Source organism: Halostella limicola (assembly GCF_003675875.1).
Lineage (GTDB): Archaea > Halobacteriota > Halobacteria > Halobacteriales > Natronoarchaeaceae > Halostella > Halostella limicola.
This window is the reverse complement of record NZ_RCDI01000003.1, coordinates 143,266-165,660: the sequence shown is the minus strand read 5'-3', so window position 1 is coordinate 165,660 and position 22,395 is coordinate 143,266. Positions and strand designations below refer to the sequence as shown.

23 protein-coding genes are annotated in these 22,395 nt (G+C 68.9%); 11 read left to right on the top strand and 12 right to left on the bottom strand.

Annotated elements, in window-relative coordinates:
• Positions 1-10: 10 nt before the first annotated feature.
• Genes D8670_RS14110 through D8670_RS14100 form a run of 3 tightly spaced genes read right to left on the bottom strand, consistent with a single transcriptional unit; the run spans position 11 to position 3,240 of the window.
• Positions 11-919 carry a carbohydrate ABC transporter permease gene (locus D8670_RS14110; protein WP_121818766.1) on the bottom strand — a complete coding sequence of 303 codons (909 nt, stop codon included), beginning with the start codon at positions 917-919 and terminating at the stop codon, positions 11-13.
• Positions 916-1,911 (bottom strand): carbohydrate ABC transporter permease, encoded by a 996-nt coding sequence (locus tag D8670_RS14105; protein ID WP_121818765.1) that lies wholly within the window; start codon positions 1,909-1,911, stop codon positions 916-918. Before D8670_RS14105 ends, D8670_RS14110 begins: the two co-directional genes overlap by 4 nt.
• A gap of 18 nt (positions 1,912-1,929) precedes the next feature.
• Complete coding sequence (locus D8670_RS14100; RefSeq protein ID WP_121818764.1) at positions 1,930-3,240, bottom strand: ABC transporter substrate-binding protein; 1,311 nt, start codon at positions 3,238-3,240, stop codon at positions 1,930-1,932.
• A 249-nt stretch (positions 3,241-3,489) separates the two neighbouring features.
• Between D8670_RS14100 and D8670_RS14095 the strand changes: the two genes are divergently transcribed.
• Complete coding sequence (locus D8670_RS14095; RefSeq protein WP_121818763.1) at positions 3,490-4,899, top strand: class II fumarate hydratase; 1,410 nt, start codon at positions 3,490-3,492, stop codon at positions 4,897-4,899.
• Between the two features lie 116 nt (positions 4,900-5,015).
• Positions 5,016-5,249: an HVO_2901 family zinc finger protein gene (locus D8670_RS14090; protein WP_121818762.1), complete on the top strand. Its 234-nt coding sequence runs from the start codon at positions 5,016-5,018 to the stop codon at positions 5,247-5,249.
• A 40-nt stretch (positions 5,250-5,289) separates the two neighbouring features.
• On the opposite strand, the gene D8670_RS14085 is transcribed toward D8670_RS14090, so the two are convergent.
• Positions 5,290-6,066, bottom strand: a complete 777-nt coding sequence (locus D8670_RS14085) for a GNAT family N-acetyltransferase (RefSeq protein WP_162994308.1) — start codon at positions 6,064-6,066, stop codon at positions 5,290-5,292.
• A gap of 110 nt (positions 6,067-6,176) precedes the next feature.
• Between D8670_RS14085 and D8670_RS14080 the strand changes: the two genes are divergently transcribed.
• From D8670_RS14080 to gatE, 3 genes are read left to right on the top strand one after another with little or no spacing between them, the layout of a single operon-like run.
• Entirely contained in the window at positions 6,177-6,638 is a 462-nt protein-coding gene (locus tag D8670_RS14080; RefSeq protein ID WP_121818760.1) for a PH domain-containing protein, read from the top strand.
• Entirely contained in the window at positions 6,635-8,317 is a 1,683-nt protein-coding gene (locus D8670_RS14075; protein ID WP_121818759.1) for a PH domain-containing protein, read from the top strand. The genes D8670_RS14080 and D8670_RS14075 overlap by 4 nt, the downstream gene beginning before the upstream one ends.
• Positions 8,318-8,353: 36 nt before the next feature.
• Positions 8,354-10,222: a Glu-tRNA(Gln) amidotransferase subunit GatE gene (gene gatE, locus D8670_RS14070; RefSeq protein WP_121818758.1), complete on the top strand. Its 1,869-nt coding sequence runs from the start codon at positions 8,354-8,356 to the stop codon at positions 10,220-10,222.
• Here the strand turns inward: gatE and D8670_RS14065 are convergent, their stop codons facing one another.
• Both D8670_RS14065 and D8670_RS14060 read right to left on the bottom strand, forming a co-directional pair.
• Complete coding sequence (locus D8670_RS14065) at positions 10,223-10,951, bottom strand: RNA methyltransferase (protein WP_121818757.1); 729 nt, start codon at positions 10,949-10,951, stop codon at positions 10,223-10,225. It abuts the gene before it with no gap.
• Positions 10,948-11,508, bottom strand: a complete 561-nt coding sequence (locus D8670_RS14060; RefSeq protein ID WP_121818756.1) for a DUF8114 family protein — start codon at positions 11,506-11,508, stop codon at positions 10,948-10,950. Before D8670_RS14060 ends, D8670_RS14065 begins: the two co-directional genes overlap by 4 nt.
• A gap of 168 nt (positions 11,509-11,676) precedes the next feature.
• On the opposite strand from D8670_RS14060, the gene D8670_RS14055 reads away from it, so the two are divergent.
• From D8670_RS14055 to D8670_RS14045, 3 genes are all read left to right on the top strand, one after another.
• A complete protein-coding gene (locus D8670_RS14055; protein ID WP_121818755.1) occupies positions 11,677-11,898 on the top strand; it encodes a hypothetical protein in 222 nt (73 codons plus the stop codon).
• Between the two features lie 57 nt (positions 11,899-11,955).
• Positions 11,956-13,095, top strand: coding sequence for a dihydropteroate synthase (gene folP / locus D8670_RS14050; RefSeq protein ID WP_121818754.1), 1,140 nt, complete (start codon positions 11,956-11,958; stop codon positions 13,093-13,095).
• A 135-nt stretch (positions 13,096-13,230) separates the two neighbouring features.
• Complete coding sequence (locus D8670_RS14045; RefSeq protein WP_121818753.1) at positions 13,231-13,917, top strand: 6-hydroxymethylpterin diphosphokinase MptE-like protein; 687 nt, start codon at positions 13,231-13,233, stop codon at positions 13,915-13,917.
• Here the strand turns inward: D8670_RS14045 and D8670_RS14040 are convergent, their stop codons facing one another.
• The 3 genes from D8670_RS14040 to D8670_RS14030 all read right to left on the bottom strand — a co-directional run bounded on the left by D8670_RS14040 (position 13,918) and on the right by D8670_RS14030 (position 16,220).
• Complete coding sequence (locus D8670_RS14040; RefSeq protein ID WP_121818752.1) at positions 13,918-14,379, bottom strand: NUDIX hydrolase; 462 nt, start codon at positions 14,377-14,379, stop codon at positions 13,918-13,920.
• 88 nt (positions 14,380-14,467) lie between these two features.
• A complete protein-coding gene (locus D8670_RS14035) occupies positions 14,468-15,439 on the bottom strand; it encodes a quinone oxidoreductase family protein (protein WP_121818751.1) in 972 nt (323 codons plus the stop codon).
• A gap of 67 nt (positions 15,440-15,506) precedes the next feature.
• Entirely contained in the window at positions 15,507-16,220 is a 714-nt protein-coding gene (locus D8670_RS14030; protein ID WP_121818750.1) for a TraB/GumN family protein, read from the bottom strand.
• Between the two features lie 245 nt (positions 16,221-16,465).
• On the opposite strand from D8670_RS14030, the gene D8670_RS14025 reads away from it, so the two are divergent.
• Positions 16,466-16,708, top strand: coding sequence for a PRC-barrel domain containing protein (locus D8670_RS14025; RefSeq protein ID WP_121818749.1), 243 nt, complete (start codon positions 16,466-16,468; stop codon positions 16,706-16,708).
• 31 nt (positions 16,709-16,739) lie between these two features.
• Here the strand turns inward: D8670_RS14025 and D8670_RS14020 are convergent, their stop codons facing one another.
• Positions 16,740-17,738 carry a TIGR04024 family LLM class F420-dependent oxidoreductase gene (locus tag D8670_RS14020; RefSeq protein ID WP_121819290.1) on the bottom strand — a complete coding sequence of 333 codons (999 nt, stop codon included), beginning with the start codon at positions 17,736-17,738 and terminating at the stop codon, positions 16,740-16,742.
• Positions 17,739-17,750: 12 nt separating this feature from the next.
• The gene (locus D8670_RS14015; protein ID WP_121818748.1) at positions 17,751-18,527 is read right to left on the bottom strand and encodes an SDR family NAD(P)-dependent oxidoreductase; all 777 of its coding nucleotides are present in this window, start codon (positions 18,525-18,527) and stop codon (positions 17,751-17,753) included.
• A 133-nt stretch (positions 18,528-18,660) separates the two neighbouring features.
• Here D8670_RS14015 and D8670_RS14010 point away from each other — a divergent pair, with 133 nt between their 5' ends.
• Positions 18,661-19,722 (top strand): phosphotransferase family protein, encoded by a 1,062-nt coding sequence (locus D8670_RS14010; protein ID WP_121818747.1) that lies wholly within the window; start codon positions 18,661-18,663, stop codon positions 19,720-19,722.
• Positions 19,723-19,806: 84 nt separating this feature from the next.
• Here D8670_RS14010 and D8670_RS14005 read toward each other — a convergent pair whose 3' ends face one another.
• Positions 19,807-20,736 carry a DUF7504 family protein gene (locus tag D8670_RS14005; protein WP_121818746.1) on the bottom strand — a complete coding sequence of 310 codons (930 nt, stop codon included), beginning with the start codon at positions 20,734-20,736 and terminating at the stop codon, positions 19,807-19,809.
• 188 nt (positions 20,737-20,924) lie between these two features.
• Between D8670_RS14005 and D8670_RS14000 the strand changes: the two genes are divergently transcribed.
• Positions 20,925-22,322 (top strand): cryptochrome/photolyase family protein, encoded by a 1,398-nt coding sequence (locus D8670_RS14000; RefSeq protein ID WP_121818745.1) that lies wholly within the window; start codon positions 20,925-20,927, stop codon positions 22,320-22,322.
• The last annotated feature ends 73 nt before the right edge of the window (positions 22,323-22,395 follow it).

Below are 22,395 nucleotides of genomic sequence, written 5' to 3'. Positions count from 1 at the left end.
TGGGTCATAGTCATGTTGCCGCTCCCTCGGCGAACTCCTCGCCGAACAAGACGTAGACGATCAGGGTGGGCAGCGCCGTGAGCAGCGCCCCGGCCATCCGGAGCGCGAAGTCCAGGCCTTCCTGGGACTCGCCGAGACCCGCCAGCACCAGCGTCACCGGCGCGGCCTCGCTGGTTCCGCTGGATATCAGGATGAGCGCGAACAGCAGCTCGTTCCAGATCTGGGTGAACTGATAGATGAGGACGACGGCGAACATCGGCGTGGACAGCGGCAGGACGATCCGCCGGTAGATCCGCCGGATGCTCGCGCCGTCGAGGCGCGCCGCCTCGATCATCTCCTCGGACATCCCCTTGTAGAACGACCTGAACAGGATCGTACAGATGGGGATCCCGTAGGCGATGTGCGTGATGATCAGCTTGAGCAGTTCGCCGTACTCCTCTGAAATGCCGAGGCCCGCCCACACGAACCACAGCAGGTCGGTCAGCGGGAAGTAGATCGACCAGAACTGGGTCAGCGGCACCAGCACTGCCTGGTACGGGATGAAGATCGCGGCCACGAACAGCGAGAGGATCGGGATCTGCCCCTTCCAGCTGATCTGCGTGAGGCCGTACGCGGCCATGCTCCCGAGCAGCGCCGAGAACACGGTCGCCGGCACGGCCATGATGACGCTGTTGAACAGGCCGGACGAGAGCGCCTCGAACGCCGTCCCCCACTTCTCGAACGTGAGCCCGCTCGCGGACGGCGGCAGGAACGGTACGCCCGCCGTCGGGTCGGATTTCAGCGAGGTGACCAGCCCCATCTCGATCGGCCCCAGGAAGAAGCCGACCAGCAGGGCCAGCGTCGCGTAGAGGCCGAGGCGCTTGGCGTCGAAGTCGAAACCGCTCTCGGTCCGTTCGTCGGTCGTCGTTTCCCCTGTCATAGGTTACCGTGTTTGTGCTGGTGGTAGAGGTACGGTGCGACGATGCCGAGCGCGAGCAGGAACAGCAGGATGGCGATCGCGGAACCGTACGCCCACTCGTTGTTCTGGTACGCCATACGCACCATCAGCGTCGGCAGGATGTCCGCCCCCTTGGGCGGCCGGTACCCGCCGACGAGCGCGTACAGGAAGTCGAACGCTTTGAGCGCGAACACCATCAGTACGACCGTCGCGCTGATCATCGCGTTTCTCAACTGCGGGATGATGACCCGCCAGTACATCTTGATCGTGCTCGCGCCGTCGACGCGAGCCGCTTCGTAGTGCGCGTTCGGGATGGACTGGAGCGTGGCGAGGTAGACGACCATCGTGTAGCCGCTGAACTGCCACACCAGCGCGAAGATCACCGCGCCGAGAATCAGTTCGGGGTTCCCGATCCAGTTGTAGGGCCCGAGGCCGACCAGGCCGAGGATCTGATTGATGATCCCGCTGTTGACGTTGTACATCCAGAGCCAGAACTGCGCGGTGACGACGAACGACAGGCTCATCGGCAGGAGGTAGATCGTCCGGAATCCGTTCTTGAACCGGATCTGGCGGTCGAGCAGGATCGCAAGCAAGAGCCCGATGACGAGACACACTCCGATGAACCCGACGATCAGGACGACCGTGTTCCTCGCCGCGAAGATGAACTGCGGGTCGCTGAACGCCCGCGAGTACATCTCGAAGTCGAGGCTCGAGTAGTCGATCTCGCCGAACCCGGTGTGGTCCGTCAGCGAGATGAGCAGGTTCCAGGCGATCGCGCCGTACACGAAAAAGCCCATCAGCAGGAACGGCGGCAGCCAGAACGGACTCGACTCTACGAGGTCGCTGTCGAACAGCCCGCTGCCGTCGTCCCGAGCGGCCTGCTCGGACCCCTCTACGGTACCGCCGTCCGCGCGCACCTCCTCGTTGCGTTTGCTTGCGAGTAGCCGTCGTATTGCTGTCAATAAATAACGCATTTGAGGTTTGTCCCCGTGTTACTGCTGGACGACGTCCAGCATTCCCTGGGTTGCTGCGTCGACGTTGTAGGGGCCGGTGAACTCCGACGTGATGACCTCCTTGAGGCTGGTCATCTGCGACGGGCTCACGGCGAGACCGTGCGCGAGCGTCGGCGGGAGCTCCTCCGCGTTGGCGAAGTCCTCCATCGTCTCGGTGAGGAACGGCCCGAACTCATCCGCGGAGACGTCCGTCCGCGTCGGGATCGACCCCTTGCGGCTGTTGAAGTCGATCTGGGCCTGCTTCCCGCCGGCGTAGCGGAGGAACGTCTTCGACACCTCGGGCGTGGGGTTCTCCTCCCCGTCGGTCGGGTAGATGAACGAGTCGATGTGGAACGTGTACATGCCCTCGGTGCCGGGGAACGGGACGAAGCCCCAGTCCTCGTCGTAGGTCATGTCGTCGTTCTTGTAGGCGCCGGCCGCCCAGTTACCCTGGTGGATGAACGCCGCGCTCCCGTCCATGATCATGCCGTTGGACTCGGTGAGACCGATGGAGGAAGCGTCGGAGTTGATGTAGTTCTCCAGGATCTCCCTCGTCGTCTCCAGCGCGCTGCTGACCGCGCTCTCGGCGTCGCCGCCCTCGACGAAGTTCATGTAGGAGTCGTAGCCTTCCTGCCCGAGCAGGACGACCGCGAACAGCTGCAGGGTCGTCCACGGGGCCTTCATCGCGTGGGCCATCGGCGTCGCGTCCGTCTCGGACGAGACCGTCTCCAGCGCATCGACGAGGTCGGAGACCGACGACAGCGAGTCGGGGTCGACGCCCGCGTCCTCGACGACGCTGACGTTGTAGAACAGGCAGTTCAGCCTGTGGGAGCCGATCGGGACGGCGGCGTAGTTGCCGTTATACTGGCAGAGTTCCGCCGCTTCGTCGACGTGGGCGTCGCCGATGTCGTTCCAGACGTCCTCGACGTCGCCGAGCACGCCATCGTACTGCTCCAGGTTACGACCGGGCCATCCGGCGAACGAGCTCGGCGGGTCGTTGCTGCTAAGCCGGTTGCTGACGACCGTGTCGAGGTTCTCGTTGCCGCCGCCGCCGATGGGCTCGATGTTCGTTTCGACGTCGGAGTGCTCCTCCTCGAATCCGCTGAACAGGGCCTCCGCGGCGGTCGCGCCGTCGCCACCGGTCCAGCCGTGCAGCACGTTGAGGGTGCCGTCGCCGCCGCCGTCGCCGCCACTGCCGGTGATGTTGCTGAGGCAGCCGGCGGTGCCGACGAGACCGACCGCACCCGCTGCTCCTGTCGTTTGTAGAATCCTACGCCGCGAAACGTCGTGATTTCCGTTGTCCTCTGTCATGCTCCTGCCTCTGTGAGAGACTCACAAGTAGCATCTTATGGCAATCACATAAAGGTTTCCCAAATTAATTCGTGAACGAGTGAACTTTCAACCCCGATACGGGCGCGTCGCTATCCGCCCAGATGAGCCGATAGAATGTTTCTGTCGGCGTATATCGGGACCTCTCGGATAAATGACTTTCGGCGAATCGCGGCGTGCGCGGCGAGCCGTTCCGGTGGCTTTTACCCCCCACCCGTCCCTGTCTCAGGTATGTCCGACGACTACCGCACCGAGCGGGACAGTCTTGGCGAGATGCGCGTGCCGGCGGACGCGTACTGGGGCGCACAGACCCAGCGCGCGGTCGAGAACTTCCCGATCAGCGGGCTGACGTTCGGACGGCGGTTCGTCCGCGCGCTCGGCGTCGTGAAGAAGGCTGCCGCGAAGGCCAACCTCGACCTCGACCTGATCCCCGAGGACAAGGGCGAGGCCATCGTCGAGGCCGCCGACGAGGTCATCGCGGGCGAGCACGACGAGCAGTTCCCCGTCGACGTGTTCCAGACGGGGTCCGGCACCTCGACCAACATGAACGCCAACGAGGTCATCGCCAACCGCGCCACCGAGATCTACGGCGGCGAGGTCGGCACCCGCGAGATCCACCCGAACGACCACGTCAACTTCGGCCAGTCCAGCAACGACGTGATCCCGACGGCGATGCACGTCGCCGCGCTCGAGGCCGTCGAGAAGGACCTGCTCCCAGCGCTGGACACGCTCCGCGAGGCGCTCGAAGCCAAGGAGGAGGAGTTCGACGGCGTCGTCAAGACGGGCCGCACCCACCTTCAGGACGCGACGCCCGTCCGCCTCGGGCAGGAGTTCGGCGGCTACCGCACGCAGGTCGCGAAGGGTCTCGCGCGCGTGGACAACACCCGGGAGCGCCTCGCGGAACTCGCACTCGGCGGCACCGCCGTCGGCACCGGGCTGAACACCCACGAGGACTTCCCCGGCCTCGCCGCCGAGTACATCACGAAGGAGACGGGCGTCCAGTTCCGTGAGGCCGACGACCACTTCGAGGCCCAGGCCGCCCACGACGCGATGAGCGAGGCCCACGGCGCCCTGCGGACGGTCGCCGGGTCGCTCAACAAGATCGCGAACGACCTCCGCCTGCTCGCGTCCGGCCCGCGCAACGGCCTCGGCGAGATCGAACAGCCGGAGAACCAGCCCGGCTCCTCGATCATGCCCGGCAAGATCAACCCCGTCGTCGCGGAGGCCGTCAATCAGGTCCACAAGCAGGTCGTCGGCAACGACGCCGCCGTCTCCGCCGGCGCGGCCGAGGGCCAGATCGACCTCAACCTGTACAAGCCGGTGCTCGCGTACAACTTCCTGCAGTCCGCGGAGCTGCTCGCGAACTCCAGCGAGGCGTTCGCCAACAAGTTCGTCGCCAAGCTGGAAGCCAACGAGGAGCACTGCGAGACGCAGGTCGAGCAGAGCATGGCGCTGGCGACCGCGCTCAACCCCGCCATCGGCTACGACAAGGCCAGCGACGTGGCGAAGACGGCGCTCAAGGAGGACAAGACGGTCCGCGAGGTCGTGCTCGAAAAGGGCTACCTCGACGAGGACGAGGTCGACGAGGTGCTCGACCCCGAGAAGATGACCCACCGCGGCATCCTCGGCGACGACGAGTAGCCCGACCCGACCGCCGGCCCGCGGTTCCAGTTCGACCGACTCACGCCTCGTGCTAGCCGTTCTCGGGGCGTAAACGAACAGGAGATGTTTTGAGTGATGACGTAATATCCACGAGTATGCACACCTGTCGCAACTGCAATCAGAGCTTCTCCACCGAACTCGCGCTCGACCTCCACCGGGACACCTGCGCCGACGCTGACCTGTTCTGCCGGGTCTGCGGCGACCGGTTCCGCGAGGGCGCGGCTACGCGAGACGGCTGGCACTATCGATGTCCGAACGAGGACTGCGAGGGCGAGGGCCGCGGCGAGGACGTCCTCGCCGTGGAGGACGCGAAGGTAGCCACTCACTGAGCGGGCTTCTGACCGCCGCCCGGGCCGCTACACGGCTCGCCTACAGGTATCCGTCGTCCCACTCGTCTGCGCGGTGCACGTTGCCGCACTCCGAGCACTCCAGTCGGCCCTGGTCGTCGCCCGCGGCGACGACGTTCTCGGAGTGCGAGCACCAGTAGGCGTAGAGGTCCTCCAGCGCCTCGTCCGAGTACAGTTCGAAGAACGGCCCCTTCTCCCCCGGTATCTCGTGGTCCCGTTTCACGTACTTCGTCTCCCCCTCGTCCTCCACCGTTTCCGGTATCTCGCCCGGGTCTAGCCGCTGGTCCCCGGCGTCGCTCTCTGACTCGTCCTCTGGCACGAACACGTTGACGGCGTGGTCCTCGCCGTCGATCTCCACGTCGGAGGTGTGGTCCTCGGCGTAACCGAACCGCTCGAAGAACTGCGCGCCCTCCATGTTGTCCGAGAGGACGTTCGCGCGGATCGACTCGCCGCCGCGGTCCTGTAATGCCGCCTCGATCTCCTCGAAGAGTTCCGTCCCGACGCCCTGGCCGCGCGCCTCGGGGGCGACGTGGTGCCAGTTCACCTCGCCGTGACCGTCGTCGGCCAGTTCTCCCTGGGCGAACCCGACGACCTCCTCCTCGCCCTCGAACTCGTCCTCGGCGACGACGAGCACGCTGTCCTCGTCGTCGATCAGTTCGTCGAGGCGCTCGTCGTCGTGGAACTGTCGGACCGTCGCGTCGATGGTGTCCGGACTGAGTCCGTAGGACGCGCGGAGCGACCGTCCCGCGATGTCCCTGATGACCTCGCCGTCGACCGAGTCGGGTTCGCGAACTTCCATACCCATCTGTAGCCCGTCCGGGCGAATAAACGCCCGTATCAGCCGACTTATACTCTCCCCGCGGCGACGAATGGCACGGTTTAATCATCCGTCCGCTGCCATGCCGTGACATGGAGAAGCTTCACTCGCGGGTCCGCGTCGTCTGGGCCGTGGGCGCGGCGGTCGGCGCGGCGGTGCTGGCCGGAGTTATCGCCCTCGTCGACCGGTTCCTCCTCGAACTCGGACTCGCGCTCCCCGTCGCGGCGGGCGCGGTCGTCCTCGTCCTCGGGATCGTCCACGCGCTGGCGCGGTACCGGATCTGGCGGTTCGACATACAGGACGACGCGCTGTACCTGGAACGCGGCGTCGTCACGCGGGTCGACACCGTCGTCCCGTTCGTCCGCGTCCAGCACGTCGACACCCAGCGGGGCCCCCTCGAACGCGCGACGGGGCTGGCGAGCGTCGTCGTCTACACCGCCGGCTCCCGCGGCGCGGACGTGACGATCCCCGGCCTGACCCCCGAGCGCGCACAGCGCATCCAGACCGAACTGCGCGAACTCGCCAGGGAGAGCGAGCGGACCGACGCCGTATGAAGCTCCACCCCATCTCCGTCCCGTACCGCGCGGTCTCCCGGGGCGTCACCTTCGCGTCCACGCTGTTTTTCGTCGGCGTGGTCGCGTCGGGGGCGTTAGACGCCGTCGACGCGGCGGCGACGGTCCCGCTGCTGATCGGGGGCTTTCTCGCCGGCGGCGCGTACGAGGTGGCGTACTACCGCCGGTTCGAGTACGACCTGACCCCGGACACGTTCGACATCAGGTCCGGCGTCCTCGGGCGACGCGAGCGGGAGATCCCGCTCCACCGGATCCAGAACGTCGACATCAGCCAGAACCTCCTCCAGCGCGCGCTCGGCGTCGCCGTCCTCACCATCGAGACGGCGGGCGGCGGCGAGACGGAGGCGTCCCTGCAGTACGTCGGCTACGACGAGGCCAAGCGCCTCCAGCGCGACCTCCGTCAGGACGCCGACCGCCGGGAGCCGGAGCCCGCGAAGGAAGGAGCGACGCCGGCGACCGGGGGCGCCGACCGAGAGCCGGGCGCCCCGGCGACGACCGCCGAGTGGTCGCGAGAGGAATCGGAGGAGCTGCTCTTCTCCATCAGGCCCCACGAGCTCGTCCTCCTGAGCGTCGCCTCCGTCAACCCCGGGGCGCTCGTGCTGTCGGTGATATTCTTCCCGTACGTCGAGCTCGTGGACGTCTCGACGCTGGTCGCGTTCATCGTGCCCGGCGGGGCGCGGCCGGCCATCACCCTCGTCGCCACGCGACTCGCCGCCCTCGTCCTCGGCGCGTGGCTCATCAGCGCCGCGATGACGCTGGCGCGCTACTACGACTTCACGCTGTCGCGTGTCGGCGACGAGCTCCGGTACGAGCGCGGCCTGCTCCAGCGCTACAGCGGCTCGATCCCGCTGGAGAAAGTCCAGACGATCACCGTCACCGACAACCCCGTCACCCGGACGGCGGGGTACGCCACCCTCGTCGTGGAGACGGCGGGCTACACGGCCGGGCAGAGCGGGGCGGAGTCGGCGGTCCCGCTGGCCGACCGCGAGCGGGTGTACAGCCTCGCGCAGTCGATCGAGTCGTTCGAGGACCCCGAGTTCACCCGGCCGCCGAAGCGCGCCCGCGAGCGGTACGCCGTCAGGTACTCGCTCGCCGTCGGGGCGCTGACCGCCACGCTGTACGCGCTCTCGCTCGCGTACGAGGGGTTCGAGCGGTGGTACGCGGCGGTCGCCCTGCTCGCGGTCGTCCCCGTCGCGGCCCACGTCGCCTGGCGCAACCGGGGGTACCAGACCCAGGGCGAGCACGTCCTCACGCGGGTCGGCTTCTGGACCCGGACGACGAAGGTGGTGCCGTACTACCGGCTCCAGACCGTCGTGCGTAGCCGGAGCCTCTTCCAGCGCCGGCGGACCCTCGCGAACCTCACGGCCGACACCGCGGGGTCGTTCAGCCTCCGCCAGCGCGACGCGACGGCGGTCGACATCGACGACGAGGACGCCGCCCGCCTGCGCGAACTGCTCCGCGACAGGCTGCAGGAGAGCCTACGCACCCGGCGCCGGAAACTGCGCTCGGCGGCCGAGCGACGCGAGCGGGACAGCCCCGAGACCGGCGACAATCCGCCACGCGACGCCGAACGGGACGACGAATCGCCGCGCGACGTCGACCCGGACGGCCTCCCCCCGCGCGACCGCGACGACGAGTCTGACGAGTCGCCGCCGAACTGAACGGTTTTTTACTCCTCGCCCTCTGACTGTCCGCCAATGACCGACTACGACTACGAGGACCTGGGTCTCGTGGCCGGCCTCGAGATCCACCAGCAGTTAGACACCGCGACGAAGCTGTTCTGCGAGTGTCCGACGGACCTGCGCGACCCCGCGGAGTCCGGGCGCTCGTTCACCCGCTACCTCCACCCCACCAAGAGCGAACTGGGTGAGATAGACGAGGCCGCTCTGGAGGAGAGCCAGGTCGAGCGCGAGTTCGAGTACCTGGCGTACGACACGACCTGCCTCGTCGAGGAGGACGACGAGCCGCCCCACCGCCTCGACGAGGAGGCGACGGAGGTCGCCCTGGAGATCGCACAGCTGCTCGACATGAACGTGGTCGACCAGGCCCACGTCATGCGGAAGATCGTCGTCGACGGGTCGAACACCTCCGGCTTCCAGCGGACGACGAAGGTCGCCAGCGACGGCGCGATCGAGACCGACGAGGGGACGGTCCGCATCGAGGACCTGATGCTCGAAGAGGAGAGCGCCCAGCGCGTCGAGGAGACCGGGGAGGGCGTCCGCTACAGCCTCGACCGCCTCGGCATCCCGCTCGTCGAGATCGGCACCAAGCCCGACATCCGCTCGCCCGAGCAGGCCCGCGCCGCCGCCGAGCGGATCGGCATGCTGCTGCGCTCGACCGGCGCGGTCAAGCGCGGCCTCGGCACCATCCGACAGGACGTGAACGTCTCCATCGCGGAGGGTGCCCGCGTCGAGATGAAGGGCGTCCAGAGCCTCGACGACATCGACGACCTCGTCCGCAACGAGGTGCGCCGACAGGTCGAGCTGCTGGATATCGCCGACGAACTGCAGGCCCGCGACGCGAGCGTCGGCGAGGTCGTCGACGTGAGCGAAACCTTCGCGGACACCGACAGCGGCGTCATCCGCGGCGCGCTCGACGCCGGCGGCGCGGTGAAGGCCGTCCCGCTGTACGGCTTCGACGGCCTCGTCGGCCGCGAGATCCAGCCCGATCGCCGCCTCGGAACCGAACTGTCGGACCACGCGAAGCGACACGGCGCGGGCGGCATCTTCCACACCGACGAGCTGCCGGCCTACGGCGTCACCGAGGAGGAGGTCGAGGCCCTGCGCGAGGCCGTCGGCGCGGGCTCGGAGGACGCCGTCGCAATCGTCGCCGACGACGAGGCGACGGCCGCCGGAGCCATCGAGGCCGCGGCCGAGCGCGCCGAGGTGGCCGTCGAGGACGTGCCCGAAGAGACCCGCGGCGCGAACGAGGACGGCACGTCGCGGTACCTCCGCCCGCTCCCCGGCGCGGCGCGGATGTACCCCGAGACGGACGTGCCGCCGGTCGAACCCGACGTCAGCGAGGTCGAGACGCCGGAGCTGCTCACCGAGAAGGTCGACCGCTACCAGGAGGAGTACGGCCTGGACGCCGGCCTCGCCGAGCAGGTCGCCTACGGCCGCCGGATGCCGCTGTTCGAGGACCTCGTCGCGGCGGGCGCGGACGCGACGCTCGCCGCACAGACGCTGGAGTCGACGCTCACGGCGCTCCGGCGCGACGACGTGCCCGTCGAGAACCTGACCGACGACCACCTCCGCGACGCCGTGACGCTCGTGGACGGGGGCGAGGTGCCGAACGAGGGGATGGAGGACCTGCTGACCGCGCTGGCCGAGGACCCCGACCTCACGGCCGAGGAGGCCGTCGAGGCCGAGGACCTGGGCGGCGTCGACGAGAGCGAGGTTCGCGACGCCGTCGTCGAGGTCGTGGACCGCAACGAGGAGCAGGTCGCCGAGGAGGGGATGGGCGCGTTCTCCGGCCTGATGGGCGAGGCGATGGGCGCGCTACGGGGGAAAGCGGACGGCGACCTCGTTAGCGAGGTACTGCGCGAGGAGATCCAGAAGCGGGCGTAATCACTCTTCTCCGTCGTCCAGCCGCGCCGCCGCCTTCCTGAACAGGCCGGTCATGCGTGACGCCTCCCGCTCGGTGGGGTGCGCGCGCCCGACGACCCGGCGGAGCATCCGCTCGGTCTTGGGGCGCTTCTCCTCGGGGTGGGAGACGGCGGCGAGGAAGTTCGAGAACTCGTCGTACAGGCGCTCGACGGCAGGCTGGGCGGCGCGCTCGCGCTCCCGGTCCGGAAGCTGCGTCTCGTCGAGGGTGAGGTCCCGCAGTTCGTACAGCGTCACCGTCGCTGCCTGCCCGAGGTTGAGCGACGAGTACTCCGCGCTTGCGGGGATCGCGCCGATCTGGTCGACGCGTTCGAGCTCGTCGTTCGCGAGGCCGTTGTCCTCGCGGCCGAACAGCAGGGCCGTGTCCGTCTCGACGGTCGCCAGCTCCTCGGCGAGTTCGTCGGGCGTGGCGAACGGGAACCGGGTGTGCTTCCGGCAGTCCTCGTTCGTGATGGCGGTCATCCCGACAGTGTGGTAGTTCTCGACGACCTCGTCGAAGGTGACCTCGTCCGCGTTCGGGAGCACGTCCTCGCGGGCCTGCCCGGCGAAGCCGTACGCCTCGCCGTCGCGGTCCAGTTCCGGCGGGTCGACGAGCTTCAGGTCGGAGAACCCGAAGTTCTTCATCGCCCGGGCGATGGTGCCGACGTTGCCGGGCGTCTGCGGCTCGACGACGACGACCGTCGGCGCGCTCATGACGACGGGTAGTCGGTCGAGAGGTCGAGGTCCCCCAGGTCCACCTCGTCGATGTCGCCCCCTCCGCCGTCGCGGTCGAGCCCCTCGCGGAGGTCGATCCGGTAGCGGTCCTCGTTGTCCTCGTTGGGGTTCGGCGGATCGGGCAGCGTCTCGGGGTCGGTGTCGACGTGGTCGACGCCGCCGTAGCCCTCGGGCGCGCGCTCGCCGGCGGCGAACCACTCGTGGAACTCGTCCTGCAGTTCGTCCTCGCCAACGTGGGCGTCGCCGCCCGCCTCGCGGAACCAGTAGAGGAAGTCGGCCTCGTGGTCGTCGCAGAGGACGACCTCGGAGTACGGTTCGCCGTAGACGATCGCCGCCTCGCGACAGCGTTCCATCTCCTCCTCGCCGTGGATCAGGAAACAGCAGTCGCAGGGCTTGTTCACGAGCGTCCGGAGCCGGATGAGCCGCTCACGCGTCTCGTCGGGTATCTCCTCGAACGGCCGCCAGTCGCCGTCCTCGGCGAACACTTCGGACTCCTCGAAGCGCCACCCGCGGAGCCCGATGCTGACCTTTGCCATGTCCGGCCCTTGCCGTCGGGAGGGTAAAAAGCGATTGAAACGACCGGCGACGAACCGCGAAGAGCCGTATCGTACGCGATGTCGAGAGCAATCTCACTCGAATTACAGCGATAACCAATCTGTTGAGGTAGGATACCTAATCCCGGGGACCGACTATTAGAAGGTACGATGGATCCCAAATCGTCGAAGAGGCAGGTGCTGTTTCTCGGGTTCCTGTCGATCGCCGTCGCCGGACTGACCGTCGCACTCACCGACATCATGGGCAAGTGGCCGACGGAGTTCGGACCCTGGGGGGCCGCCTTCTTCCTCGTGATCGGCGTCGTTCTCGTCGGACAGTACGCCGGAGCGTACACGACCGAGGACGAGACCGCCGTCAGCGACGCCGACTGACCGCCGCGTCCCGCCGGGAACGCACGCCTTTTGGTCCAGTAGTCCTGCGGTACAGCCATGCGAAACGTTGAGGCCGCGGGCCTCGGGATCGGGGACGACCACCCGCCGCGGATCATGGGCGTGCTGAACGTCAGCGAGGAGTCGCCGTACGACCCGAGCGTCTACGACGACCCCGGCGAGGCGGCCGCGTACGTCGACGACGAACTGGTCGGCGAGGGAGCCGACATCGTCGACGTGGGACTGGAGTCGGCGAACAAGCGCTTCGAGGTGCTCTCGGCCGAGGAGGAACTCGACCGCCTGGACACGGCGGTCGAGGCGATGGAGAGCGTGAGCGGCGACGCCGTCTTCTCGATCGAGACGCGCTACGCCGAGGTCGCCGACGAGGCGCTCGCGCGAGGGTTCGACATGGTCAATGACATCTGCGGCTTCGCCGACCCGGCGATGCCCGACGTGTGTGAGGAGTACGACGCCGCCGTCGCGAAGATGGCGAGTCCGCCGGACCTGGAGCGCCCCGGTGCGATCGAGGACGTCGACGACATCTACGAGGCGCTGCAGCGCAACGGCCTCACCGACAAGACGATCGTCGACCCCGCCTTCGGCGGGTGGAGCGAGGAGAAGACGCTCGAAGACGACCGCGAGACGCTCCGCCGCCTCCGTGAGTTCCGCGGGCTGGATCGTCCGATCCTCGTCTCGATCAACCGGAAGAACTTCCTCCGGGAGATCGCCGACCGCTCGACCGAGGAGGCCCTGCCCGTCAGCCTCGCGGCCACCTCGATGGCCGTCGAACGCGGCGCGCACGTCGTCCGGACCCACGACGTGGCCGAGACGCGAGACGCGGCGCTGATCGGCGACGCCTTCGCCTGCGAGCGCGTCCGCGGCGGCGACGGCGTCACCGTGGAGGAACTCGACGTCACCGGCACCGCGGAGGCGCGGCGTCACATCGAGCGCATCGGCGGCGATCCCGACGGGGCGGCGGACTGTGCGACCCGCGTGTTCGAACTCGGCGGCCTGACCCCCGACGTCCGGCGCGAACTCGCCGCCGCGGCGGACGAGCGCGGCGCAGCGTTCGTTCCGGGCGACGACGCCGCCATCATCGCCGGTCCGCCCGCGCGCGTAGAGGCCGTCGCCGCCGCCGTCGCGGAAGTTGCACCCGAGTTCCGATCGGTCGAAGAACAGATCAGAAACCCTCCGAATTAAGAGAAAACTTATGCCGGATGGGTGTCAAAGCACGCGTGGTAGCCGGAAGGGCCCCTCGGGTAGGGGTACTTGGAGGAGCCACTCCGGCTCACGAAACATCGGCGTTCTACCGACCCAAACTCACCAGCGACGGCCATGAACTTCGAGGAGTGGACCCCCGCCTACGAGGCGATCCTGGCGGACTTCGGATTCGACCGCGCGGCCGACGAGCGCGCTCGCGACCTGCTCGCCGACCTCGCGACGCCGTTCGACTGCGACCGCCTCGCCGCCTTCGACGGCGCGACGGTCGCCGTCGCCGGGGCCGGCCCCTCGCTTGACGAAGAGGCCGATCGGGCCCGCGACGCCGACCTCGTCGTCGCGGCCTCGACCGCCGCCGACGTCCTCGCGGACCGCGGCGTCGCCGTCGACCTGATGGTGACGGACCTCGACAAGAACGTCGACACCGCCGTCTCGCTCTCGGAGCGCGGCGTCCCCGTCGCGGTCCACGCCCACGGCGACAACGTCCCGGCGCTTCGCTCGGCGGTGCCGGAGTTCGACCCCGAGTACCTGCTCCCGACGACGCAGGCCGAACCGGCGGGTCCCGTCAGGAACTTCGGCGGGTTCACCGACGGCGACCGGGGGGCCTTCCTCGCGGATCACCTCGGCGCCGCGGAGCTCCGCTTTCCGGGCTGGGACTTCGACGACGAAGCGGTCGGGCCGACGAAGGCGAAGAAACTCGACTGGGCGGAGCGACTGCTGCGCTGGCTGGAAGTGCGCCGCGACGAACGCTTCGCGGTGCTCGACGGGCGGCGGGACGGCGTCGAACCGGTGCCGCGGCCCTAGCTACCGAGACGACGCGTCGTCCAGTTGCTCCTGGAGTGTCGCGCAGGTCTCGATCGCGCTTCCGTACTCCAGATGTTCCGCGTGTTCGCGAAGCGGCACCCACTCCAGTTCGGCGTACCGCTCCCCGTCCTCGACCGTGTGGTCCGGCACCGTCCCGTTCCAGTCGGTCACCGCGTAGGAGTGAAACCAGATAGCCGGCTCTTCGACCCTGTACTCGCACATCTTTTCGATGTCGGTCGCCCGCACTCGCCCGGCGAACTCTTCGTCGATCTCCCGGTGTAGCGCCGCCAGCACGTAGTCCTCGTGCCGGTCCGACGCCGTGTCCCGCTCCTCTATCGTGCCGTTCGGGATGAACGTCTCGGTGCCGTCGCCGTCGGGACGGTGCTCTATCAGGATCGACCCGTCGTCGTGGAAGAGGAAGATCACGCCCTCCTTGTACCCGTCTCGGTAGGAGTCCGTCACGACGACGGTTGTCGAACCGGGCCGACTAATACTTTCGCGAGAGGGCCTTAGCGAGCGAGAAAACTGAGTCTCCGCCTCCGCGGGCCGCTCAGGGCGTCAGGACGACCTTCCCCGTCGACCCGCGGTCCTCGATGAACTGGTGGGCCTCGGCGGCGTCCTCCAGCGCGAACGACTCGCCGACGATCACTTCCAGTTCGCCGGACTGCAGGCCCTCCTGCAGGTCCGGGACGGCCTTGAGTACCCGGTTGGGGTCCTCCACCATGGCGCGGCCGAGGTGGTAGCCGATGACCGACTTGTTGCCGAACAGGAGCGTCCCCGTGTCGACCTCGCCGGGTCGGCCGCTCGCCGCGCCGTAGGCGACGATGCGCCCGAACTGCGGGATCGCGTCGAGGCTGTCCGAGAACGTCTCGCCGCCGACGCCGTCGAGCACGAGGTCGACGCCCTCGCCGTCGGTTATCTCGTGCACCTCGTCGACGAAGTCCTCCTCGGTGTACTGGATGGGGTGGTCGCAGCCGAGTCGCTCCGCGAGGTCGAGCTTCTCCTCGGTGCTCGCGGTGCCGAACACTTCCGCGCCTGCGCGCGAGGCGAGCTGGACGGCCGCGGTGCCGACGCCGCCCGCGGCGGCCTGAATCAGCACGCGCTCGCCCTCCTCCAGCCCGCCCCACTCGAACAGGCAGCCGTGGGCGGTGAGGAACTGGACGGGGAAGCCGGCGGCCTCCTCGAACGACATCCCGTCGGGGATGGGAAACAGCGACTGCGGGTCGGCGATGGCGTACTCGGCGTACGCGCCGCCGTTCGTCATCGCGACCACGCGGTCGCCCTCGTCGAGGCCGACGCCCTCGCCGACGGCGTCAATAGTCCCCGCAGCCTCCATGCCGGGGACGTAGGTCGGCTCGGGGCCGCCCTCGTAGTGACCGCGGCGCTGCATGATGTCGGCGAAGTTGATCCCCGCGGCCTCCACCTCGACGCGGACCTCGCCCTCGCCAGGTTCGGGCGTCTCCCGCTCGACGACCGCCAGTTCGTCGCTCGTTCCGAACGCCTGAACCTCGATGGCCTTCATGAAACCTGGATACGGGCGGCACGTGGAAAAAAGTCCGTAAACCTCGTGGAACTCCTCTAGGGTTCTTTCAGGCGGTGAATTCGCCGCTCACGCCGTCGAGGTGGTCGATCCCGACCACGGCGACGACGTTTCCGTCGGCGCTCAGCTCCCGCAGGCGGGCGGCCATGCACTCCTCTCGGGTGGCGTCACGGAGGTGCATCGGCTCCGGCGTCTCAAACGCGCGAAGCAGCGAGAGGCTCTGGCTCGCCTGCTTCCGCTCGTCTTCGGCCTGTGCGGTCGGGGCGTCCCGGAGGGTGCACTCGTGGTCGACCGGGCGGTCGAGTTCGACGGTCCGGCCCGTCCACCGGGCGATACTCGCGCCGATCCGACACGTCAGCGCGTGCTTCGTGACGCTGGCGACGCCGCGCAGGACGCGTGCCACGGTATCCCGTTCGGGGCGTTCCTCCCGGATCCGGCCGAAGAGGCGGCGCAGGAACGAGAGGCTCGGCGCGTCGATACCGACGACGTCGCAGTCGGCGGCCTGGATCGCGGCGCTCATCTCGCCGCCGAGCTCGGGGGGCGTCTTCTCGTCCTCCGCGTACGCCTCGAACAGCGGGAGCGCGAGGGGGGAGAGTTCGAGCGCCACGGCGTCGGGCGCTCGCGTCTCGACGAGCGTCCGGACGCGGTGGACGCTCGCGGGGTGGTCGTGGACGACGCCGACGAGGGTCACGTCGCCGTTCTCGGTGGGGAGGGTCCGAACGTAGTCGTCGTTGATGCGGGGGTCGTCGGTGGAGGGTGCCATTCGCTACCAGCCTCTACGGTCGGAGGTTGATAATCCTTTCTTTCTCCCGGACCTTATCGTCTTTCGACACATATGGAATTGTGGAAATAAGCGAACTCGCCGTCGAACCGCCGGTAATCCCCCGTTACCGGCCGCCACGGTCCGTTCGGAGAGCGCCGCAGGAGCGGTAACGGACTGCTTCGTCGGCGAATGATCGGAAACGATTCTCGCCCCTTATTGGGTCACCCGTCGGCCTTCCGACCGTCATGCGAACGAACATCACCGACGACGACGAGGGGAAAAGCGTCGTGAACGCGGACGGCGACACGGTTGGGATGGTCACGGAAGTGAGCGGCGGCACCGCCCACGTCGACCCCGACCCCGGGATCACGGACAAGATCAAGTCCAAGCTGGGCTGGGGAGACACGACCGAAGACACGTACCCGCTTCAGGAGGCGAACGTCGACGCAGTGACGGACGACGAGATCCGCCTGAAGCGCGACCTGTAGGCGACCGCTGGCGACGACCGCCGCGATCTTTTCAGGGAGCGAGCGCGTCGAGCGTCTCGCGAGCCTCGTCGACGCTCGCGCCGCGCGGGAACCCGACGGCGATGGCGTCGACGCCGTCGATGTCGGCGAACGTCCGGAACCGCTCGCGCGCCTCCTCGGGCGTACCGACAGCGGCGAGGTCGTCGAGCAGTTCCTCGTCGACGAGTTCGTTCGCCCGCTCGCGGTCGCCGCTGGCCCACGCGGACGCCACCTCGTTGGCGACCTCCTCGTGGCCCTGCCGGGCCAGCGAGTCGCGGTAGTAGGTGCCCATGCCGCCGATGTAGAACGAGGAGTGCTGCGCGCCGAGTTCGCGGGCGCGCTCGCCGTCCTCCAGCGCACAGCAGGTCAGCGACAGCGTCACCCGGACGTCGTCGGGGTCGCGGTCGCCGAGGTCCGCCCCGCGGCGGAGGTCTTCGAGGCGGTCGCGCATGCCGTCCGGCGTGAACACGGTCGCGTGCCAGCCGTCGGCGAATCGCCCCGACAGCTCCACGGCTTTCGGTCCCATCGCCGCGACGTCGATCGGCGGCGTCGGCTCCGGTGCTTCGGACCGCAGACGGAAGCCGGCGAGGTTGAAGATGTCCCCGTCGTAGTTCAATTCCTCGCCAGCGAGCACCGTCCGCAGGATGTCGATGTACTCGCGGGTACGCCGGAGCGGCCGGTCGAAGTCGATCCCGTGCCACCCCTCGATGACGGCGGGGCCGCTCGGGCCGATGCCCATGCGGAGGCGGCCGTCGGAGATCTCCTGCAGCGTCGCCGCGGACTGGCCCATGAGCGCGGGGGAGCGCGAGTAGACGTTGAAGATGCTCGGCCCGATACCGATCTCCTCAGTCCCGTGGGCGATGCTCGTGAGCGCGGCGACGCCGTCGCGCCCCCACGTCTCGGGGAGCCAGGCTCGCTCGTAGCCCAGGTCCTCGGCCCGCCGCGAGAGGTCGACCAGCGTCTCGACGCTCGGCTGGGCGGCCACCGGCAGGTGGACGGTCCTGTCGGTCATCGGTTCCACCCGTCAGACATCGGGGTTCTCCATGATGTCGGGGACCCCGGCGGGGGTGATCGTCTGCCCGACGACGTACGACGAGGCCGGGCTGGCGAGGAACTGCGCCACGTCCGCGATCTCCTCGGACATCCCGATGCGGCGCTCGACCTCCGAGCGGTCGATCCCGTCGGCGGAGACGCCCATCTGGCTCTCGACGCCCGGCGTCGCGACGAACCCGGGCGAGATGCAGTTGACGCGGACGCCCTCGTCTGCCCACTCGTGGGAGAGCGTCTTCGTGAGGTTGACCACGCCGGCCTTCGCGGCGGCGTAGTGGCTCATGTACGGCGCGCCCTTCTCGCCGGCGACGCTCGCGAGGTTGACCACCGCGCCGCCGCCGTCCTTCAGGTGCTCCGCGGCGGCGTGGGTGCAGTGGTAGGTGCCCGTGAGGTTGATGTCGACGATGGTCTCCCAGCCGTTCGGGGAGATGTCGTCGAAGTTCGCCATGAACGACGCGCCGGCGTTGTTCACCAGCACGTCCAGGCCGCCGAACTCCTCGACCGTGGCGTCGACGAGCGCCTCGACGGCGTCGCGGTCAGTCACGTCGCACTCCACCGCGAGCGCCTCGCCGGGCCGTTCGCTCTCCTGGATACCGTCGGCGACCGGCTCGACGTTGTCGATGTCCCGCGAGCAGACAACGACGTCGACGCCGTCGTCCGCGAACCGCTCCGCGATCACCTTTCCGATGCCGCTCGACGCGCCCGTTACGATCGCCGTCTCGCCGTCGACGTGGAACTGCTCGACCGTCACGCCGATCCCTCCGGTTCTTTCGTGTGCATTGTTCGCACGGCATCGTACACAGTCAACTCACATAAAGTTGGACGATAGCGTGAAACGATAACCGTCCCGGAAGTTTATTCGGGATGCGCGCCTACCGGAGGGTATGGCGGACGACTACTACGAGCGCCTCGTCGACGAGGACGCGCTCCGGGCGTACCTGGAGTCGCAACTCGGCCCGGCGGACGAGTTCGAGGTGGAGCGCCACCGGGAAGGACACTCCAACGAGACGCTGTTCGTCCGGTGGGGCGACCGGGACTTCGTCGTCCGGCGGCCGCCGCCGGGCGAGACGGCCGACAAGGCCCACGACGTCCTCCGCGAGTACCGCGTCGTCGACGCGCTGCAGGACGGCCCCGTACCGCTCCCGACGACGGTGCTCGCCTGCGACGACCACGACGTGATCGGGAGCGACTTCTACGTGATGGAGCGGCTGGACGGCGACGTCATCCGCGACGAGGAGCCCGACCGGTTCGCCGCCCCGGACAAGCGCCGGCGCGTCGGCGAGGAACTCGTCGACGGCCTGGCGAAGATCCACGGGGTCGACGTCGAGGCGGTCGGCCTGGCGGAGTTCGGCTACCCCGAGGGGTTCACCGAGCGACAGGTGAAACGCTGGTCCGAGCAGTTCACGTGGGCGTTCTCGAAGACGGCCGACGAGCGCGAGGTGCCGGTCATCTACGACGTGATGGAGTGGCTGACCGAGAACGCGCCGGAGGACCACCCCCATACGCTCGTCCACGGCGACTACAAGCTCGACAACGTAATGTACGGCCCCGGCGACGAGCCGGAGCTGGACGGCGTCTTCGACTGGGAGATGAGCACGCTCGGCGACCCGCTCACGGACCTCGGCTGGCTGCTCTCGTTCTGGCGCGACCCGAAGGATCCGGCCCCCGCCGCGCCCGGCATGGGCACGCAGGTGATGGAGCGCGAGGGCTACCCGACGCGGCGCGACCTCGTGGAGCGCTACGAGGCGCACACGGGGATCGAGTACGAGAACGACCGCTTCTACCGGGCGCTCGCGGTGTACAAGCTCGCCGCGCTCGGCGAGATGTTCTTCGCGCGGTACCTGCAGGGCGACGGCGACGACCCGCTGTACCCGAAGATGGAGGAGGCGGTGCCGGCGCTCGGCGAGCGCGCGATGCGAATCATCGAGGGCGACGAACCGCTGTAGCGTCCGCTGCCCGTCCCCGCGACCGGCGCTGCGGACAGTCACCGGGCGTCGGCCGCGCCGACTGAACCCCGGCAGCCGCACCGATCACCGAACGTCCGCCGTCGCGGTCAGCGCGAGGTGCGGTTCGACCGCCGCCACCGCGTCGGTGGCGGAGACGACCCTGTCAGAGACCGTGACCAGCCCCGCGTCCTCAAGCTTCGGCAGGTCCACGTGGCGCAGTCCCGTCAGGAGGCGCTCGCGGCGCTCCCGGACCTCGGCCCCGTCAGACGCCGTTCCGGCGACGCCCGCCGCGAGCTCCTCGACGCGGAGAGCGTCGCCGACCCGCAGGAGGTGGCGGAGCGCCAGGCGGCGACGGCGCGTCGAGAGGACGTCGAACAGCTCGTCGGCCGAGGGGCCGCCCGGGTACTCGGCCGGCCGGGAGCGATCGGCGTCGAGTTCCAGCACCGCGTCGAACGCCTCGGCGACGGGGCGGAGGGTGCGCTCGTCGCGCCCCTCCGTCTCGAACGCCGCACAGGCGACGGCGTCGGCCGCCGCCAGCGTCGAGCGGAGGCGACCGAGAAACGCCGTGACGGACGGAAGCGGGACGCTGTCGAGGAGCGCCCCGCCCGCGTCGAGGTAGACGACCGTCGGCGTCGCGGCGTCCCAGGCGTCGAGGTACGCCGTTATCGCCTGGCGGACCGCGGGGAGGTCGGCGGCGTCGGGGACCGCTCGGATCCGGTCGAGCGCGGAGGGTTCGGACGCGGAGAGGTCGCCGTGCGCGGTGGGACGTTCGGCCGGCTCGCTGCCGACGTCGATCACGCCGCACCGGGCCGGCGCGGCGTCGGCGTGGGCGCGCCACCGGTCGACGAACTCGGGGGCGGAGAGGTCCCAGGTGACGGCGAGGACGTTGCGTTCACCCGGGGAGCAGCCGGCGACCACGTCGAAGCACGCCTCCCTGCTCCTCGGCTCCAACTTCCGAGTCAGGACGGCGGCGTGACGGCCCGTGGCGGAGAGCATCTGGTGGGTTACGGACATTGCTTCGATCGGCGTTATATTCTCCCCTATATGTCATAAAACTATCTGTACGAGGGGCGTATCGGATCTGTCGAAAGGGGCGTCCCGGGCCCAGCGCCGTCAGCGTCGCAGAGATCCGGACCGCGCGGTGGTCCGGTCGAGCGCTCGAGGCCACGGACCTTTTTGAACGGTCCGTCCTCAGCGGGCGTATGCGAGTTCACTGGCACCGGCGCGACCTCCGGACGGCGGACAACCGAGCGCTGTCTCGCGCGGCGGAGGAGGGACCGGTCGTCCCCGTCTTCGTGTTCGACCCGGACGTGCTGGCGTACGGGTCGTCGCCCCGGGTCGCCTTCATGCTCGACGCGCTGGCGTCGCTCAGGGAGCGCTACCGCGAGCGGGGGAGCGACCTGATCGTTCGCCGCGGCGACCCGCGCGAACTCCTGCCCGCGCTCGCGGCGGAGCACGACGCCGACGGCGTGACGTGGGCGAGGGATTACTCCGGACTGGCCCGGGAGCGCGACGCCGCGGTCAGGCGCGCGCTGGACGACGCCGGCGTCGCCCGCGAAGCGGTTCGCGATACCCTCCACCACGACCCGGGATCGATCACCACGGCCGACGGCGACTCCTACCAGACGTTCACCTACTTCGGACGGAAGTGGCTCGACCGCGAGAAGGAGTCGCCCTACGAGCCGCCGTCTCCGGGCGATCTGGCCGACGTGAGCGGCGACCCCCTGCCGACACTCGACGAACTGGGGTTCGACTCGCCCGAAGCCGACGTTCCGCCGGCGGACCCGGACCGCGCCCGCGAGCGCCTCGACGCGTTCACCGACGACGCTATCTACCGGTACGACGAGCGACGGGACTACCCCGCCGACGCGGCCACCTCGCGGCTGTCGCCGCACCTCAAGTGGGGGACGATAGGGGTGCGAGCGGTGTACGCCGCCACCGAGGCCGCGATGGCCGACGCCGAGAGCGAGGCGGACCGGGAGTCGGTCGAAGAGTTCCGGCGACAGCTCGCCTGGCGGGAGTTCTACGCGCACGTCCTCTTCTACGACCCCCAGACGGTGACGGAGAACTACAAGACCTACGAGAACCCGATCGAGTGGCGGGCGGACTCGACGGCCCTGCGGGCGTGGAAGGACGGCGAGACGGGCTACCCTATCGTCGACGCCGGGATGCGCCAGCTTCGCGAAGAGGGGTGGATGCACAACCGCGTGCGGATGATCGTCGCCTCGTTCCTCACGAAGGACCTCCTGATCGACTGGCGCGAGGGGTACGACTGGTTCCGCGAGCGACTCGTCGACCACGACCCGGCGAACGACGCCGGCGGGTGGCAGTGGGCCGCCTCCACCGGCACCGACGCGCAGCCGTACTTCCGGATCTTCAACCCGACGACACAGGGCGAGCGCTTCGACCCCGACGGCGAGTACGTGCGGGAGTACGTCCCGGAACTCGCCGACGCGACCGCCGAGGCGATCCACGACTGGCCCGAGCTCTCGCCGGCGGAGCGCGAGCGGGTCGCGGCGGACTACCCCGCGCCGATCGTCGACCACGCGGAGCGCCGCGAGGCGGCGCTCGCGACGTTCGAGGCGGCAAGGGGGGAGTGACCGAGGCCGTCGCTGCGCCTTTCCCGAAACCGCTGACAGGCTGGCCAAGCGTTAGGGTCTCGGAACCCCACGA